The sequence below is a fragment of the Kangiella spongicola genome (assembly GCF_003194565.2).
GTDB lineage: Bacteria > Pseudomonadota > Gammaproteobacteria > Enterobacterales > Kangiellaceae > Kangiella > Kangiella spongicola.
Map to the genome: position 1 here is coordinate 36,113 of NZ_QICH01000002.1, position 18,030 is coordinate 54,142.

Consider the following 18,030-nt stretch of genomic DNA (forward strand, 5'->3'; position numbering starts at 1 on the left):
TCTAGCGACTTCTGCCAGACACTACGCGAGCATTGGCAAAAAGTTGGTTAATTTTATCTAGCGACTTAACGCCTGGCTTAAACTCAACACCACCGTTAACGTCAATGGCGCTAACTTGGTGCGACTTTAACTGACGAATATTGTCAGGAGTAATCCCACCGGCAACTCGAAAACGATATTGTGGGTAACGCTTTTTAATTTCTTGAATCATTGACCAATCGAATGCTTTACCTGTGCCGCCCTTAGAGCTACCGACCTGAGTATCCAATAAAATTTCCGCCACTGAATACTCAGGAATTGACGGTAGACCATCCCCTTCTTGGATAGATATCACCTTGGTGACTTCACACGACTTAGGTAATTTCGACTGTAGCTCATGAACATAATCAACAGATTCGTCGCCATGTAACTGAATAACTTTAAGCTGATAATCTTTTTGAGCTTGTAAAACTGCGTCGACATCATGATTTTGGAATACGCCAACAGTCGTTAAGTTGCTTGAAATTTTGTCACTAGCCACTCGACGCGGTGACTTATCGACAAAAATCATACCTAATGATGATGCAGGGCTATCCACCAAGTCGGCATTAGCCTGATCTTTAATGCCACACACTTTAATGTCACCATAGACCAGCTGTTTAGCAGCATTTTCTAAGTCAGGCTGAGACATTAAGCTACTACCCACCAAGCAAGCATCAGCCAGTGGCGACAAGGCTAACACGTCATCATGGTTATTAATGCCAGACTCAGTAACCACGACCACATCATTAGGTATATTCTTGGCAAGCTTAGCGGTATGACTTAAATCAGTGCTCAAGTTTTTCAGGTTGCGATTATTAATGCCGATAATCTTCGCACCTAGATTTAACGCTCTCTCAAGCTCTTCTTCACTATAAACTTCAGTTAAAATATCTAGCTGATATTTGTCAGCTTCTTGTTGGCAAGCTTTATATTCAGCATCATTCAATACCGACAACATTAATAATATAGCATCAGCCCCATAATAACGTGCCTGTCGAACCTGTTTCGGCTCTAAAATAAAATCCTTACACAAGACAGGTTTGTCGGTGTTTTCGCTGACATACTTTAAATTGGTATAACTGCCACGAAAGAAGCGATCCTCGGTCAACACGGATATAGCATCCGCATACTGATTATATATCGGCACTATTTCCTCAAGGTTAAAATCTTCACGAATTAAACCCTTTGATGGCGAAGCCATTTTGCATTCCATAATAAACCCAAAGTGTGGCTTTTTAAGCGCCTTATAAAGACTCTTTGTGCTAGGTTTGAGATCGCTTACGTCAGCACTATTCGCTAGTGTTTGCCTGCGATGTTCAACAATAGCTTGTAAGACATTAACCATGCGACAGCTCCTTAATTTTTTCTAGGTGAGCTAAACCTTTACCGCTTTGGATAATATCTTTTGCCAACTGATAGCCCTCTTTATAATCAGCAGCAATATCATTTAGCACTAACAGTGCCGAGCAGTTGACCGCAACCATATCCACATGGGCCTCTGGAGCTTTACCACTTAACAAATCCAATGCTGCTTGCTTGTTATCCACGCCATCTAGGACTTGTATCGAGGTGAGCTCATGCTGTTTGGCAGAAAAATCTTGTGGCGACAGCTTTAATGACTCAATTTCTCCATTATTTAAACTAACGGCCTTAGTGGTTCCATGCACAGCGATTTCATCTAAGCCGGAACCATGAACAATCAAAGCTCGTTTAGCCCCTAGCAATTTTAGAATTTCAGCAAAAGGCACTAGATACTGCTCGTCATAAACACCGAGCAACTGGGTGTCTGGCAAGGCTGGGTTAGCCAAAGGCCCAATTAGATTAAAAATGGTGCGAGTTTTTAGTGATTGCCTCACAGGCATCACGTGTTTCACGCCTTGGTGATAATCTGGAGCAAATAAAAAGCAGAAATTAGCAGCATCCAATAGAGCTTTGCTTTGCTCATTAGGCATATTAATTTTTACGCCAAGTTGCTCCATCAGATCAGCAGAGCCACAGTTTGATGACACCGAACGATTGCCGTGCTTAACTATTTTCACGCCTGCACAAGCCGCTACAATCGCCACTAAAGTTGAGACGTTAATGGTATTAAGCCCATCGCCACCGGTGCCACAGCAATCGCTAACCGAGTAATCTGTTGTCGGAAAGTGCTGCGCTTCCTGACGCAAGGCAGCTGCAGCTCCTGCGATTTCCTCTACCGTTTCACCCTTTGTCTTTAAAGCTGCCAACATAGCTGCTACTACCGGCACTTCAATACTGCCCTTAAGCACTTCACGAAATGATAAGCTCGCTTGCTCAAAGTTTAGGTTTTGACCTTGATACACGGTTTCAAGCAAATTCAACATGACGCTCTCCTTGTGCTCTAAACTCTTTCGCTAATTGAACAAAATTGCTCAATATTTTATTGCCAGCTTTTGTCATGATGCTCTCTGGGTGAAACTGTAGCCCATAAATTGGATATTGATTGTGTGAGACCGCCATAACTTCCCCATCATGGCTGACAGCATCTACGCGCAAGTCTGCACTCAGCTGCTGTGCGGCTAAAGAGTGGTAACGTGCGACCGTTAAACGTGTTTCTAGGTCTTTTAGTAAACCTGTTTGATTCGACGTAACAACACAGGCTTTACCATGAACAATACTTTTCGCCTTGCCAATGCGACCACCGAAAGCTTCTACGATGACCTGATGACCAAGGCAAACGCCAAGAATTGGTAACTTGGAGGCGAATTCCTGTACTAGCTTTAGACAATGACCTGCATCCTGGGGAGCACCTGGCCCAGGCGATAAGACAATGGCATCGCTAGATAGCGCTAGACGCGTTAGCTCGGAATACTGGATATCATTGCGACAAACCACTACCTCATTGTCGCTAAGCTCTAATTCATACTTCAGGTTGTAGATAAAGGAGTCGTAATTATCGATTAATAATATTTTCATGATAATAACTCCGACTTAGGTCCATTTGTGCGACACGCATCGATAACTGCTTTTGCCTTGTTTAACGTTTCCAGCGCTTCAAGCTGTGGTTCGGAATCATGTACCACACCAGCGCCTGCCGAGATTTTAGCGATACCGTCCTCGACAACTGCCGAACGAATAATAATAGCGCTATCAAACTCATCATTAGCATTTAGCGTACACACCGCACCGCCGTAATAACCACGCCCTGAATTTTCTTGCTCACGGATAATCTCCATAGCTTTAATCTTCGGCGCGCCGGTTAAAGTGCCCATATTGGCGCAAGCACGGTAAGCCACTAAAGAGTCAATGTTTGGCTGTAATATCCCCTTAACCTCAGACACCATATGTTGCACATGCGAGTATTTAACGATGCGTTTTAGCTGTGTGATCTCACGACTTTCTGGCTGAACCACTTTTGCTAAATCGTTCCTCGCTAAATCTACTAACATCATGTGCTCAGCACCTTCTTTCTCGTCTGCAATAAGCTCAAACTCGACTCTAGCATCCTGCTCGTGGTCGACCTTGCCTGTTTCTGAGTCGAGCGCTCTTTTGCGTGTACCGGCGATTGGGTACAAAAAGACTTCCCGCTTTCGATTTACCTTTAGCGCGCTTTCCGGGCTAGCACCAAATAGCTCTTTACCGCCAAAATTAATGTAATACATATAAGGTGATGGATTAGAAGTTCTTAACTTTCCGTAGGCTTTGTAAGCATTGTTACAGGTAATGCTAAACGTTCTAGCAAGTACTACTTGGAAAATGTCACCTTCAATAATCCGCTCCTTTGCTTTATCGACAAACTGGCAATAATCAGAGTCTGAAACATTAACGGAGAGCTCAGGGTTAGCTTCTGAAGTCTTGAATACCAAAGGTTTAATTGAAGATGTGTTAGTTAGAGTCTGATAAATTTTGTCTAACTCCACACCCAGTCGAACAGTGTTGTCGGCATTTTCAGCAAAGCCTTTAACCACAATTTTAGCGGACTGGCTGTCTCGCTGTTGGATAATTAACTGATCGGCCACATAAAAGCAGTAGTCTTCTTGGTTTTTATCAATGCTAGGAAGCTTTTCGTACTGCTCGACCACTTCATAGCTAAAAGCACCAATCAATAGTGAGGTTTCATTATCCGAATCACTGTTAGTCTTTAGGAGATCACGAATGACCTGCAATACAGTGACAGAGGTTGGAGCTGTTATACGAACACTCTCATCGTTTGATTCAGGCATTGGCAATAAGGTTAAAGACAGCTTGCGCTCTGACTCTGTAAATTGGAAGTTATCACTTAATACAGTATTCGATTTGAGCGATTCAATAAGAGCATCACCATTTGAGTTTAACGACATTATCTCTACTGACTTATCAAAGGCGATCACCTTTAATGCCGCCGAAAGCATAATCACACTCTTTTGATGATTGTGAGTCCCTGCCTCGGCAGTTTCTAGTAAGGCAGTGTTTTCGACATTGCCATTATTAGTGAGCGCACCGTAGGCTTGGTATGGGTTTAAGCTTAGCGGTAGCTTTCTAGAGAGAGTATTAACCTGCATACTCAACCTCCATATAAGTACGGCCGCTAGCTTTGATAAAGGGAATCAATTGTTGCATAAGCTGGCTGAAATCGTCGGCAGATAACGCCTGTGCAGCATCAGACACAGACTCGCGCGGGTTACGGTGAGATTCAATGATTAAGCCATCAGCACCACAAGCCACACCAGCTTTAGCCATAGGTCCGACTAAAGTTCGAACACCAGTGCCGTGAGAAGGATCAACAATAACTGGTAAGTGACTTTTCTCTTTAATAAAAGCCACAGCGTTTAAATCAAGCGTATTTCGAGTCGCAGTCTCAAACGTTCTAATACCACGTTCACAAATCATAACGTTCGGATTTCCAGTAGCAACAATGTATTCAGCAGCTAATAGCAATTCCTCAATAGTCGCAGACAAACCGCGCTTAAGTAGCACAGGGTGTTTTGTCTCGCCTACCGCCTTTAACAGGGTGTAATTTTGCATATTCCTAGCGCCAATCTGAAATGCTGAGGTATAGCGCGCGACATCGTCCAAGTCGTTTACATCCATAATTTCAGTGATGGTGTCCATACCTACTTCTTTGCCCACTTGCTCCATAATTTTTAAACCTTCAAGGCCGAGCCCCTGGAAAGAGTATGGGCTTGTGCGCGGCTTAAAAGCACCGCCTCTTAGTACCGTTGCACCTGCAGCTTTAACTTGCTTAGCAGTTTCTAGTAGCTGATCGTAACTTTCGATTGCACATGGCCCAGCCATAATAGCGAAGCGATCGCCGCCAACTGGGGTGTTCCCTACCTCAATAACCGTGTCGTGCGGGTATATTTCACGACTCACTAATTTATATTTACTCAATACAGACTTTAAATGCTCAACCTGTGGGTAGTTATCAAAATGTAAGGACTGTAAAACTCGCTCGTCGCCCAGCGCACCAATAACGGTTCGCTCTACGCCCGGCATGTGCAAAGGTTTTAGCCCCGCCTCTTCAATCTTGTTGAGAATCTCCTGGGCATCAGCCTTAGTAGCAGAAGGTTTTAAAATAATAATCATGGTCAATTCCTTAAGTTTAAATCTAATAAATTCAGTATTATTCAGACACAAAAAAAGCCCGCACAAAGGCGGGCTTGTCATATTACAGAGACAATAACCCGCCCTAGCAGATCCACCACCATTGATGAGTAGTTGTAGCTGTTGTTGCTGAGTAGATAATTGTCATATTTAATTTCTCTTGATTTACTGTTTAAGCTTTAAATAAAGTTGCTTTTGGTAAAATATTACAGACATAAAAAAAGCCCGCTAAATGCGGGCTTTTCATAAAATATATTTTATATATACGCAAAAGTGCCCGCTACTTATGTAACGTGCCACCACCAAATGTTGTTTGCGTTTAAATTTTTCATGTAGCTAAATTAATTCAATTACACTTTAGCGTCAAGCATAAAGTAGTAATTTATTTTCCTTTTACAAATTTTTCGACTTGGGCTTCGGTTTTTAAACGGCTAACCGGTTGTTTCGTAAGAAGTCTTTCTATCTGGGATGTTAGCGCCCATATCTCCATTTTTGCTGCCGGATCATGCCATTCTGCCACTGTTAAGCCATCGGCGAATGAGTCAAGGTAGGCAACCCTATTACCAAGCTTGGTAGAAAAGTCATCGAGTTCTAATTCCTTTTTAGCATTAGAAACGACTTCCTCCGCGGAATTAGTTCTTACACGATAACGGTTCCAACAAATTCTGGCTTCTAGGTTTTTATTGATTTGTTTCGCTTCTTTGACAATATCAGAAAGGTGTTTAGTCGACCAAACTTCGACCTTTGAAGGTGCCATTGGGATAATGGCCATATCAGACAATAAAACTACTGCTCGACTGAGATTTGTTATACGAGGATGGCCATCGATTAAAATGTAGTCATAATTTGATACGTTATCACGCACAAGTTTTTGTAAATGAGCCACATTTTTCGCCACACAAACGTCAAAATTTTCAATAACATAGCGTTCATTACGAATATCAAACCATGTTTTTAGGGAGCATTGAGGAACATCGGTATCGACCATCAGAACACGACCAGATTCCGATAAAGTTGAAGCAATATTAGCGCATAAGGTCGTTTTCCCCGCCCCGCCCTTCATCTGGACAAAACTTAATACTTTTGCTCGCATGACAGCCCCAAATTCCTTTATTTAGATAGCAATATTCTACATGAGGTAGACTATTGATTCTAGTGGCTTGATTTACAAGGTGAAAAGACAAAAAAGAAGCCACATAAAGCGGCTTCAGAGATAACTTAACAGGTTGCCCCAGATTCTGGCCAGCAGTCATTACCATTCCACCTTTTAACACCGCTCTGATTAATACTAAGGTTTCCATCGCCTTCTTGTGAAGAGCCAGCAACCGGTGTTGCTGTTACCGTATACGTTGTTGCCGTGACATTACTCAGTGATAGCGTGTAGTAAGCGGTGCCACCATCAACCGGAACTTGAGTCGGAATTACTCCAGCAGTATCAGCATTTGCATAGCTGAAGTTATTAGCGGCCTTATATCTTTCCACTGCTTGTGCTGCAGAGAGCACAGCTCCCATAGCATCACCGCGCTTAGAACGGATAACATAGTTTTGGTACGAAGGGATAGCAATAGCAGCCAAAATCGCTACTATTGCTACAACTATCATCAGTTCCATCAAGGTGAAACCATTGTTATTACGTAAGACTTTTATCGAGTTCATTATTTATCTTGTCTCCACTTAATGGTTGTTAATGTGCTCTTTAAGCCTAGATCTTTTGCCCAGCTGTCGCCAGAGCCGATTGTTTCAGTACCAACCAAAGCTGCCGCGGGTGTATCATCAGGGAACAGCAATGTGATTCCAGGCGCAATCCCCACATAGTCTAGACTAATATGACGATCAAACTCATCCAAGGTCCCATCATTATTATTGAATCTATCAATAATAGGAGCACCATCCAGAATATTTACACCATATAATTTATTCGCACCAGTAGCAGGAGTACATTCATCCTCAGCATCACCAGGGCTGTAAGTTGTAAAGAATGAGCGATAGTTAATTGTGGTTGAGTCTGATAAGACTTTCTCTCCTTTATTAAGAGTAATATACCAGCCCTCATATTTAGGGTATATATCCGCAATTGAGGCAAACCCTTCTGTACCTTTTTTGCTAACATCCATAAGCTCAGATTCTACGAGACCATTATCTGGGAATTTACCATTAGCAACATACTTGTCGTAAAAGACATACATTCTATCTGTAGTATCTTCATTTTTAGGGCGCGCTCTATAACCACTACCAATTGCTATCATACCAAACTTCTTTCCTGCGTAGTTAGTAAAGACAACATCAGGTTTATTGTAAAACTTACGATTTGAGCCACCGCTATTAATATCAGCAATCAATCCAGCTTTAAAGTTTGCATTACCTGTATCACCTTTTTTAGGTAAGTCGACACGGTACACTTTACCGCCAACATCTGCAGCATAAATACTATCAGCTATACTGTCATTATTTAAATCTATGATAGCTAAGTCGGCCGCAACAGCGTTTGTGATAGAAGCTTGAGATATTTTAGAGTCCCAGCCAGTTAATGGTTTACCTGTATCAGCATCTAAGGCATAAATAGTATTTCCCATTTGCCCGCTTGTATTCGGCTGGAAATTTGGGTTGTCATGCTTAGGATCATAACCGCCACCAAAGAATAATACGCGACGCTCGGCTCCTCCCCACCACACTTTAGCCACAAGTGGCTTTGACCAAGTTTGACCTAAGTTTGGTAGTATCGTCACTTTTTCTCCGGTATAAAAAGTACCAGTGTCGAGACTGTTACCGGACTTCACTGTAAACTTTACTTTAGGGTTGTCTGGACTCGTAATATCAAGTGCATAATACTCGAAACCACCACGCCTTTGACCAATATAAAGAGTTCTAGAGTCTCCGTCAGCTACCTCGATTATACCGTTTTTATTATTATCAACGGTTGAAATAGTGATGTCACCGTCAAGTCCATAATCTCTAAAGTTTGGTGATGATAAAGGTAAGTTCTTCTTCCAGTTCGGTACTTTTGTCATCATGTCACGAGGCATATAGGACCAGCGTGTTACACCAGTATCGGGGTTTATCGCATGCAGATAACCTTGATTAGTGGCTATATAAACAACTCTGTCATTTGAACCATAATTAACAACTATAGGTCTAGAATGCAAAGGATCGCCGAATCGACTTAAAGTTACCTCTTCTCTTTTAGTATTTGGGTCTCCATCGTAATCGACGTTTATTGTGATTACTTTTCGTGCAACCCAATCAAAATACTCCTTGGCTAATGACTTAGATACAGATTCACCTAATAAACGATCTCGCTTAGACTTATTAATATTATCTGGTAAGTTTACTGAAACTAAATTTTTGCTGTTACCAGAAAGGTCATCATCAAATAAGTTAGAGTATACAGGTGCGTTAGTACTACCTACGAACAATGAATCCTGAGCAGCGCCACCTAGCAACATATTGTCGCCGTCAGTACCGGAGCCCCAGGCACTTTTTGCAGTTTTGAAAAATGCTCCCGTATCGGCATTAACCGCTTGGTCACCAACATTGTTTGGTTTAGAGGTATCCTCAGAATGAATTTTACCTTCTTTTAAGTAATATTTTTTAAGGTTACCAGGCCAGTAGTTATTACTTAACGGCCTAAACATTGCTAAATAAACTTCATTACTTGTTCTTAGTCGGTTGCTTTGACTCAATGGAACACTAGGAGCAACTAAACTACCACTACTAACAGAACTTTCGATAGAAGCACGGAAGGCGTCAACTAGAGACTGTACATTTGTCGCTTTGTGCGATGAGCCACGAGCAACTTCAATTTTATTACTATCTTTGTCAAGGACATACTTTCCATCCGCATCTTTCTGATACTTTACTGCCTTATAGGCCACATCTTCCAGGAACTTTACCGCTCTTGGCTCCTGTAACGCAAAGGCAATGGTACTTGTAATGACTTCTGTCTCAGGTATTAACTTCTTATCTTGATCTTTAACCTGGAAGTTGTCAGCCATAAATTCAGCCAAATCCATGGTGCAACGTTCACCATCATCGTTACCACCTTGCCCATCGGCCTCTACATCATTACCATCACTGTCTGGAACACCTACACAGCTTTTGCCTGTTTTCCCAATCAAGCTTTTTATACTTGTATCATAGCTACTATAATAAGTATTTGGCTCGCCATCAGATAACAGGATTATGTTGTTAGATAGGTTACACTTGCTAAATATTGGTGAGTTATAATCTTCCAACTCCCCTCGATAGTATTGAGAACCGGCTAACAAAGCGCCAGCGGTTGGAGTGCCTCCTCCTGGATTCATATTGTTAATAGTATCCAAAACCCTTTGTTTGTGGGTTTTACCTTTATATGTATCGGACAAAGGTCTAACTTCCTGTTTCAGCTCAATATCACCAGCAGAATAAGTCATCACACCTACACGAGAAGAACCATCTAGGTCATCAATAAAGATTTTCGCCGCTTCGCGCAATACACTAATTCGAGACACGCCACTAGCATCGTGAACCCAGCGGTAGCGGTACTCTGAGACCATTCTGCTTTGGTCAACAGGATCTTCTGGATTACGTGTAAAGTAATACCATCTATTATCATACCTCCAGCAAGTTCCATTCCATCTATATTGATCACAAGGCTGGTAAATCAAGTAGTCATCCTCATCGACCTTGTCAGGCAAGTTCCCTCTATAAACAAAACGATCATGCCATTTCTCAAGCACCGTATCAAAATCCATAGAGCCTGATTCATCTAGAATCAACAGTATATTCGATGGAGTGACACCACCAAAGTAAACCTCAGTATCGTCACCGAGTACCGGCGAAGAAACAAACATACCTGCCAGTAATGCGGTAGTACCGACCATTACCTTCTTCATTATATTATTCATAAAACCACCTACTCGATTGAATACTCACAGGCTTGAACTGCCTGAGACCATTGATTAATTTCTGTTACAGTTTCTTCACTGTCAGGTGCATAGTTTTTTACAACATCAATATAGCCCGTTCCGTCATGCTCAAAAAAGCTGCACCCCATAATATTATCACTACCGATACCTGATGACATTCCCGGGCATACAAAACCACCAGCAGAACATCCTCTGTAATAGCTCAATGTCTGGCCAACCATAACACCATCTTTTCCACCGTTATCCAGGGTTGGGCTGTCTGCACAGTCAACAATGGCACCCTTATCACCAACACACGTTTTATAACTATTAGTGTGGCCTAATAACGTTGGGATATGGTTTGTTTTTGGTGCCGTTAGAACCGTTCCATCAACAAATTTAGAGCGAAAGCCACCAGCTGTAGTATCTCTATAGCTTTGCGTCACGGCGTTATTCGCAGTTTGTGTTACATGAAACGAGACACTTTTCTCATGGATATTATTAGCCTGTTTCTGCGACAAAATACCCGAACGCATCACTGCTAAACCAACCACTGTCAAGGCTACAAAGAAAAGCATGACTAATACCAGAGATGCGCCTGACTGTTTTGTGTTTAATATTCTTTTCATAAATTAACTACCAACTTCCATTAAATTATGCGGTCTATTTAATATCACAGCCGTTGCCGAATATACCTGTCTAATTTTTTTGTCTGTGAAACCTGTTAAATTCTGATCAAGCACCACATAATCGCGACTACTCGGCCCATCAGGTACTGCTTTGTCAGATCTCAGCAATAAAGCAAATCGAATGCTTTCAACTGCAGTTTGATCTGCTACATCATCCGCAATTACATATTTAACGCCACCACCGTTTCCAGAGTAGCCATATAACACTTGAAATGACTCAATACCGTCAATAATTGGCGCGTTGTTACACATCAGTGTTTCACCGACAACCGAGTATGTATTAACTACTATTCCAGAAGATACCGCTGTGCCATTGCAGTCCGTATCGCCTTCATACTGGATTGCTAGGGTATCCGAGGCTGTGCCACCACCATCAGCAAAACCCGCGGCTAATGGGGTAGCCATTGATTGAGATTGCAGGTTATTCTTTGTCCAACCTGCTAGGCGTATATCGTTCTTCAAAATTTGTAACGCTAGCTGCCCATCATTTTGAATATTTAAAATGTTTTGGTTAACTGCGTTTGTTTTTTTGCTTGATAAATAGACTGTTGCCGCTGCTGCAATGAGCAACAATGATAGAACTACACCTATCATCAACTCTATTATGGTAAAACCTTTATTCTTTTGCATAACGAGTTCTCCTATGGCACCAGCTCAATAAATACACAGTCTTCATTCGCATTCAGTGAAAACTCATTATGACAGCGCGTCATAGGCCCACTATAAGTGTCCTCACCGTCAGTATCATCTCTAACCGTGGGCTGCCAGGAAACATACAATAGATGCAAGGAGCCTGGAGTACAGGCATCTGTATCCACCCCACCGTCTAGATCTAAACATTTGGCTCCCATCTTTGCTCCTGGGATTCCCGTTGCGGCTAACGCTGTACAGGCTTGAGCCATGTTTGTTTGAGCTTGTTCAACTTTGCTGCAACTTGACTTAGTGCACTCTGCTGGTGGAGCTGCGCACCAATTGTCGCCTTGAGCAGAATAAGTATTATTCCCCACTTCATCTGAATGAATGAACTCATAATCAGCTCGCATAAGATCAGCCATCCCCTCGAGTACTACAACAGCTTGGGATTTAGAGTAGCTTTCCTGAGAAGTATTAAGTGCTTTTACTTGTAACGCCGCCACACCGAGCATACCAACAGCCATAACCAAAACGGTAATAAGCACCTCGATTAAGCTGATACCTGAAATTTTTCTTTGAATCATTTCCTGACCCTTTAACAAGTTGAATCCGTAACAGTGATACTGCCAGCAGTATTCATTGTTATAATTTTAGCCTTCCCTTTACCATCGCAGAATTTAACTCCGTCACCATTTCCCCAAGGATTAATCTCTGATGCATAGCCATTGGGTTTGAAAGTAACGCTGCCCTTATCCGCCTTAGTTGAAGCTTTGAATTTACTGTCTATGGGATTACTCTCATTGATTGTTTCGGCGCCAGATACAACTCTCCAGCCATCAGCCCAAGTACTCCCTACAGGCTCTAAGGTGACATCAGCTTTGCGCTTAATAGCTTCACTTCTAGCTATGGAAATTGAGGCAATTAGTTCATTAGAAGCTGCAGTAAGCTTATTACTGCGCATTAAGTTACCAATGGAAGGAACAGCCAACGCTGAGATGATCGCCAATAACGCAATTGTTGTCATTAGCTCTATTATTGTAAAACCACGATTTTTTTGTTTCATTCTATGCCCAAACATTAATAATATACCCACGGTTAGTTATACCGAATCATTGTACAATTGACATACTATCTCGGACAAACGGTACAAAAAAGCCGATAAGCGGTAACTTATCGGCTTTAAGTGGTTAATTTTTAAGAATTTTAATGCAGATTTGACTCGCGAGGGCGAAGTTCGCTTGGTAGGACAAATACGATGTTTTCTTCGACACCATCAGACTCTTGTGTGTTGGTGCCGCCCTGAGACTCTAAGTATTGAATAACGTCTTTAACCAAGACTTCTGGTGCTGAAGCTCCTGCTGTGACACCGACTTTTTCTACGCCTTCAAGCCACGCTGGGTCAATTTCGCCAGCATTATTGATTAAGTAGGAACGCGTGCCTTCGTTTTCCGACAGTTCCTGCAAGCGGCTTGAATTTGAGCTGTTTTGAGCACCGACCACTAAGATCAAGTCACAGACCGCTGCAAGTTGCTTAACGGCATCTTGACGATTCTGTGTGGCATAACAGATATCATCTTTTTTAGGCCCTTGGATATTCGGGAACTTGTCCTTTAAGACTTCAACGAGACGCTGTGTGTCATCGACTGACAAGGTAGTTTGAGTGACATAGAACAGCTTTTCTGGGTTTTTAACCTCTAATTTTGCTACATCTTCCTCATCTTCGACTAGGTAAATCCCCGAGTCTGGGTTGTCATATTGACCCATAGTCCCTTCAACTTCTGGGTGGCCTTTATGACCAATCAAGATACATTCTTCATTACGACGACTGTGGCGCGCCACTTCCATATGTACCTTGGTCACTAGCGGGCAAGTAGCATCAAAAACCTTTAAGTTACGAGCTTCTGCGTCACGGCGAACTTGCTGCGAAACGCCGTGTGCACTAAAGATTAGCGTTGAATCTTTTGGCACATCGTTGAGGTCCTCAATAAAGATGGCACCTTTTTCTCGTAAACCATCAACCACAAACTTGTTATGCACCACTTCATGTTTGACATAAATCGGGGCTCCGAAAATTTCGATGGCACGATTAACGATCTCAATAGCGCGGTCAACACCGGCACAAAAGCCACGAGGGTTTGCTAATATGATTTCCAAGATAATACCTGCTAAATACTTAAGTTGTGGATACCAGATAACTTTAGCGTTTGCTAAAGTCAGCTAGAAAACTAATACTTTAACCTCTATAACTCAACCTAGTATCACAAACATAGTGTGGTTAATGACTATTGTCTCACTTCGACAATTTCGATTTCAAGGATTATATCCTGATCGGCCAGCGGGTGGTTAAAGTCTACTTTAACAGAATGCCCCTGAATTTCACGGATCATACCCGGAACCGTGCCACCCATCATGTCCTCAAAGGCGATAATGGCACCCTCTTCTAGCTTTACGTCTGCTGAAAATTGATTGATATCCATAAAATGAACATCGTCTGGGTTCGCTGGGCCAAAAAACTCTGAGCCGTGAACTTCCAACTTCTTTTCATCACCGGCTTTTAAGCCCATCAGGGACTTCTCTATTACCTCCGTCAGGCTGCCGTCACCAAACACAAACCACACAGGCTTGCCATTGACGCGGGTACTGTCGGCCGCTGAGCCGTCTTTTAAAAGGACATTAAAATGGACTAATGCTTTCGAATCAGCATTAATTTGTAAATCAGTAGTCATAAAATCACTAGAATTAAGAAGTTAATGACGAAAATTAAGATGTTTTCTTTTCGTCTTTTTTGTCGGGATTCTTGAAGGTATCAATAATTAATAGACCAACACCCATCAAAATAACGCTGTCTGCGATATTAAATGTAGGCCAATGATAACCGTCCTTCGACACATACCAATCAATAAAATCAATCACATAGCCATAGGCTAGGCGATCATAAAGATTGCCAATAGCGCCACTTAAAATCAGCGCCATGCCAACGTTGGCCAGCTTTTGACTCTTAGGCGTTTTATACATCCAAACTAACAAAACGACACTAATTGCGGCTGCGATTGCCGTAAAAAGCCAACGCTGCCAGCCGCCTGCATCACCAAGAAAACTAAAAGCCGCGCCATAGTTATAGGCTAGGTTCAAGTCAAAGTGTGGCATCACTTCAATAATAGGCCCGCCATATACTGGCGCTAAGTTATTGTCAGCCCAAATTTTTGTAGCTTGGTCAAGGATCAATAAAATTACGGTAATCCACAACCATACCAAGCCCGACTCTTTTATTTTATTCAACATTTATACTCTATGTTTATCTGTCATTGTGAGCACAGCGAAGCAGTCTTATTCTCCAAATACCCCTAAGAGAATACCCCTAAGAGAATATCCTCAAGAGAATCCCCCTATGAGAAGACCGCGTCGCATTTGATGCTCCTCATAATGACGTCTTATTACTATTAAGCGTAATGGCGGATTTCGCCATCACCAACCACGTTTTCCACACAGCGACTACAAATCGTCGGGTGCTCGCTATTAGAGCCCACATCTTCACGGTGATGCCAGCAACGCTCACACTTTTCAGCATCAGACGCAGTAATGGTAAGCTTTAAACCTTCGACATCAGTCGCTTCGCCCGCATCCTCTTTCACCAACTTAGCTTGAGACGTAATAAAGACAAAGCGTAACTCGTCCTCTAGCTTACTTAATACCGCATGTAACGTTTCATCAGCGTGAATCGTCACTTCGGCTTGTAGCGAGCCACCGATCGCGCCGTCTTTACGCTTTACTTCGATGGCTTTGTTAATAGCATTTTTAACCGTTGAGATCAGCTCCCAATCTTGCGCGCTAATTTCAGCGTTCTCCATCGGGAATAAGCCTTGATACCACTCTGAAATAAAGACTGACTTCTCACGCTCGCCATTGGCTGGCTTTGGTAATAACGGCCAAATTTCGTTAGCCGTGAAGCTTAAGATTGGCGCCATCCAGCGCACGAGCGCTTCAACAATATGATACAAAGCCGTCTGACAAGAGCGCTGTGCTTTTGAGCCACGCTTAGCCGTGTACTGACGGTCTTTGATGATATCTAGGTAAAAACTTCCCATATCGATCGAGCAGAAGTGGTGAATCTTTTGCGCAACGACCCAGAAATTATAGTTTTCATAGGCATCGATAATCTCTTCTTGAGCTTGATACGCCGCATCAACAGCCCAACGATCAAGCGGCAACAAGTCTTCTTTAGCAATCATATCTGTCGCCGGGTCAAAGCCTTCCAAATTCGCCAATAAGAAGCGTGAGGTATTACGCAAACGACGGTAAGTATCGCCAGTGCGCTTTAAGATTTCCTCTGAAACCGCCATCTCACCGCGGTAATCGGACGATGAAACCCACAAGCGAAGTACGTCAGCACCTAGCTTATTAATGACGTCGTTAGGCGCCATGACGTTGCCTTTCGACTTCGACATCTTTTCGCCTTTACCATCAACCACAAAACCGTGTGTTAGACAGTGCTTATAAGGCGCATGGCCGTGAATACCGACCGACGTTAACAGCGATGACTGGAACCAACCGCGATGCTGATCCGAGCCTTCTAAATATAAATCTGCTGGCTGGCGTAAATAATCACGCGCCGACAAGACGCAATAATGCGTCACACCAGAATCAAACCAAACGTCTAAAGTATCATCAATTTTTTCATACTTATCAGCATCAACCAGCTCAGAAGCATCCAAGTCATACCATGCCTGAATTCCCTTCTCCTCAATCAATACGGCTACTTTTTCCATCAGCTCAGCTGCGTCTGGGTGTGGCTGACCATCTTTCTTGTCGATAAATAAGCAAAGCGGCACGCCCCAGGTGCGTTGACGTGAGATACACCAATCTGGACGGTTGCCGACCATTGATTCGATTCGCGCCTCGCCCCACTCAGGAACCCACTTAACCTTTTTAATTTCTTCCATCGCTTGTGGTTGCAAGTTGTTTTGCTTCATCGAAATGAACCACTGCGGTGTCGCACGATAAATTAGTGGTGTCTTAGTTCTCCAGCAATGCGGATAACTGTGACGGATTTTATCTTGGTGCAACAAGCGACCTTTTTCGATCAAGTGCTCAACCACAGGCTGATCAACTTTATACACATGCTGGCCTGCAAATACCGGCGTATCATCAGAGAAAACACCGTTGGCCATAACATAATTTAAAAGCCCAATGCCGTATTTCTTAACCACTTGGAAATCGTCTGGACCATGGTCTGGCGCGGTATGAACTAAGCCAGTACCCGCATCCGTCGTCACATGCTCTCCAACAATGATCGGTAGCGTTTTATCGTAGAACGGGTGGTATAGACTTAAGTTTTCTAAAGTATCACCAGTAGTTGTCGCAACGATTTCAAAATCAGTAATTTCCGACTCCGCCATCACTTGTTGATACAAGTCTTCCGCCAAAATAAATTGCTCTTCGCCAGCCTCAGTTTTAGCTTTTACCAAGACATAATTAAACTCAGCATGTACCGTAACTGCTTGGCTTGAAGGCAATGTCCAAGGGGTCGTAGTCCAGATAACCACCGAAGTTTTATCACAAGAAACGCCACCAAAAGCTTTTTCAAACGCTGCAACATCCGCTAAAGGATAACGCACATAAATAGAGTAAGAGGTTTTATCTTGGTACTCGACTTCTGCTTCCGCCAACGACGAACCACCAACCACACTCCAATAAACCGGCTTTTCGCCTTTGAACATGTGACCGTTTTTAACCAACTTAGATAGCGCGCGAACAATGTTCGCTTCAAAGCTGAAGTTCATAGTTTTATAAGGGTTGTCCCACTCGCCCAAGACACCAAGACGAACGAAGTCCTTCATCTGCCCCTGAACTTGCTTTTCTGCGTAATCACGACATTTTTGACGGAATTCCGCATGCGAAATCTTTTGCCCAGCTTTGCCAACTTTCTTCTCTACAACATTTTCAATCGGCAAGCCGTGACAATCCCACCCAGGCACATAAGGGCTGTCAAAACCGCTAATGGTTTTACTCTTAACCACGATGTCCTTAAGGATTTTATTTACAGAGTGACCAATATGAATATTGCCGTTGGCATAAGGAGGGCCATCGTGCAAAATAAACTGCTCACGGCCAGCTCGGGCTTTGCGGATCTCGCCATACAAATCGTTCTTTTCCCACTCGGCCAACATTTTTGGCTCACGATTAGGCAGGTTACCGCGCATTTCAAATTTCGTTTTCGGTAAGTTTAAGGTGTCTTTATAGTCACTCATCCAAATGATTAC

16 protein-coding genes are annotated in these 18,030 nt (G+C 42.8%); all 16 read right to left on the reverse strand.

All coding sequences use genetic code 11. The annotated features are described in order from the left end of the window. Nucleotide 1: 1 nt before the first annotated feature. The gene (gene trpCF / locus DL796_RS05760) at nt 2-1,366 is read right to left on the reverse strand and encodes a bifunctional indole-3-glycerol-phosphate synthase TrpC/phosphoribosylanthranilate isomerase TrpF (RefSeq protein WP_110200767.1); all 1,365 of its coding nucleotides are present in this window, start codon (nt 1,364-1,366) and stop codon (nt 2-4) included. After that, the gene (gene trpD, locus DL796_RS05765) at nt 1,359-2,366 is read right to left on the reverse strand and encodes an anthranilate phosphoribosyltransferase (protein WP_110200768.1); all 1,008 of its coding nucleotides are present in this window, start codon (nt 2,364-2,366) and stop codon (nt 1,359-1,361) included. The genes trpCF and trpD overlap by 8 nt, the downstream gene beginning before the upstream one ends. Further along, on the reverse strand, nt 2,350-2,958 hold the full coding sequence (locus DL796_RS05770; protein WP_110200769.1) for an anthranilate synthase component II: 609 nt from the start codon (nt 2,956-2,958) through the stop codon (nt 2,350-2,352). The genes trpD and DL796_RS05770 overlap by 17 nt, the downstream gene beginning before the upstream one ends. Beyond that, nucleotides 2,955-4,523 carry an anthranilate synthase component 1 gene (locus tag DL796_RS05775; protein WP_110200770.1) on the reverse strand — a complete coding sequence of 523 codons (1,569 nt, stop codon included), beginning with the start codon at nt 4,521-4,523 and terminating at the stop codon, nt 2,955-2,957. The genes DL796_RS05770 and DL796_RS05775 overlap by 4 nt, the downstream gene beginning before the upstream one ends. Further along, nucleotides 4,513-5,547: a 3-deoxy-7-phosphoheptulonate synthase gene (gene aroF / locus DL796_RS05780; RefSeq protein ID WP_110200771.1), complete on the reverse strand. Its 1,035-nt coding sequence runs from the start codon at nt 5,545-5,547 to the stop codon at nt 4,513-4,515. The genes DL796_RS05775 and aroF overlap by 11 nt, the downstream gene beginning before the upstream one ends. Nucleotides 5,548-5,947: 400 nt before the next feature. After that, the gene (locus DL796_RS05785; RefSeq protein ID WP_110200772.1) at nt 5,948-6,658 is read right to left on the reverse strand and encodes a ParA family protein; all 711 of its coding nucleotides are present in this window, start codon (nt 6,656-6,658) and stop codon (nt 5,948-5,950) included. Between the two features lie 125 nt (nt 6,659-6,783). Continuing rightward, the gene (locus DL796_RS05790; RefSeq protein WP_110200773.1) at nt 6,784-7,221 is read right to left on the reverse strand and encodes a type IV pilin protein; all 438 of its coding nucleotides are present in this window, start codon (nt 7,219-7,221) and stop codon (nt 6,784-6,786) included. Continuing rightward, a complete protein-coding gene (locus DL796_RS05795; RefSeq protein WP_110200774.1) occupies nt 7,221-10,448 on the reverse strand; it encodes a PilC/PilY family type IV pilus protein in 3,228 nt (1,075 codons plus the stop codon). Before DL796_RS05795 ends, DL796_RS05790 begins: the two co-directional genes overlap by 1 nt. Before the next feature lie 8 nt (nt 10,449-10,456). Next, nucleotides 10,457-11,077: a pilus assembly PilX family protein gene (locus DL796_RS05800; RefSeq protein ID WP_146205072.1), complete on the reverse strand. Its 621-nt coding sequence runs from the start codon at nt 11,075-11,077 to the stop codon at nt 10,457-10,459. Between the two features lie 3 nt (nt 11,078-11,080). Further along, nucleotides 11,081-11,767, reverse strand: coding sequence for a PilW family protein (locus DL796_RS05805; RefSeq protein WP_110200776.1), 687 nt, complete (start codon nt 11,765-11,767; stop codon nt 11,081-11,083). Between the two features lie 11 nt (nt 11,768-11,778). Continuing rightward, nucleotides 11,779-12,354 carry a type IV pilus modification protein PilV gene (pilV, locus tag DL796_RS05810; RefSeq protein WP_110200777.1) on the reverse strand — a complete coding sequence of 192 codons (576 nt, stop codon included), beginning with the start codon at nt 12,352-12,354 and terminating at the stop codon, nt 11,779-11,781. A gap of 11 nt (nt 12,355-12,365) precedes the next feature. Further along, nucleotides 12,366-12,833: a GspH/FimT family pseudopilin gene (locus tag DL796_RS05815; RefSeq protein ID WP_170114225.1), complete on the reverse strand. Its 468-nt coding sequence runs from the start codon at nt 12,831-12,833 to the stop codon at nt 12,366-12,368. 140 nt (nt 12,834-12,973) lie between these two features. After that, on the reverse strand, nt 12,974-13,924 hold the full coding sequence (ispH, locus tag DL796_RS05820; RefSeq protein WP_110200779.1) for a 4-hydroxy-3-methylbut-2-enyl diphosphate reductase: 951 nt from the start codon (nt 13,922-13,924) through the stop codon (nt 12,974-12,976). A gap of 128 nt (nt 13,925-14,052) precedes the next feature. Continuing rightward, nucleotides 14,053-14,496: an FKBP-type peptidyl-prolyl cis-trans isomerase gene (fkpB, locus tag DL796_RS05825; RefSeq protein ID WP_110200780.1), complete on the reverse strand. Its 444-nt coding sequence runs from the start codon at nt 14,494-14,496 to the stop codon at nt 14,053-14,055. A 34-nt stretch (nt 14,497-14,530) separates the two neighbouring features. Further along, entirely contained in the window at nt 14,531-15,052 is a 522-nt protein-coding gene (gene lspA, locus DL796_RS05830; RefSeq protein WP_110200781.1) for a signal peptidase II, read from the reverse strand. A gap of 158 nt (nt 15,053-15,210) precedes the next feature. Further along, the gene (ileS, locus tag DL796_RS05835; RefSeq protein ID WP_110200782.1) at nt 15,211-18,018 is read right to left on the reverse strand and encodes an isoleucine--tRNA ligase; all 2,808 of its coding nucleotides are present in this window, start codon (nt 18,016-18,018) and stop codon (nt 15,211-15,213) included. Nucleotides 18,019-18,030: the final 12 nt, after the last annotated feature.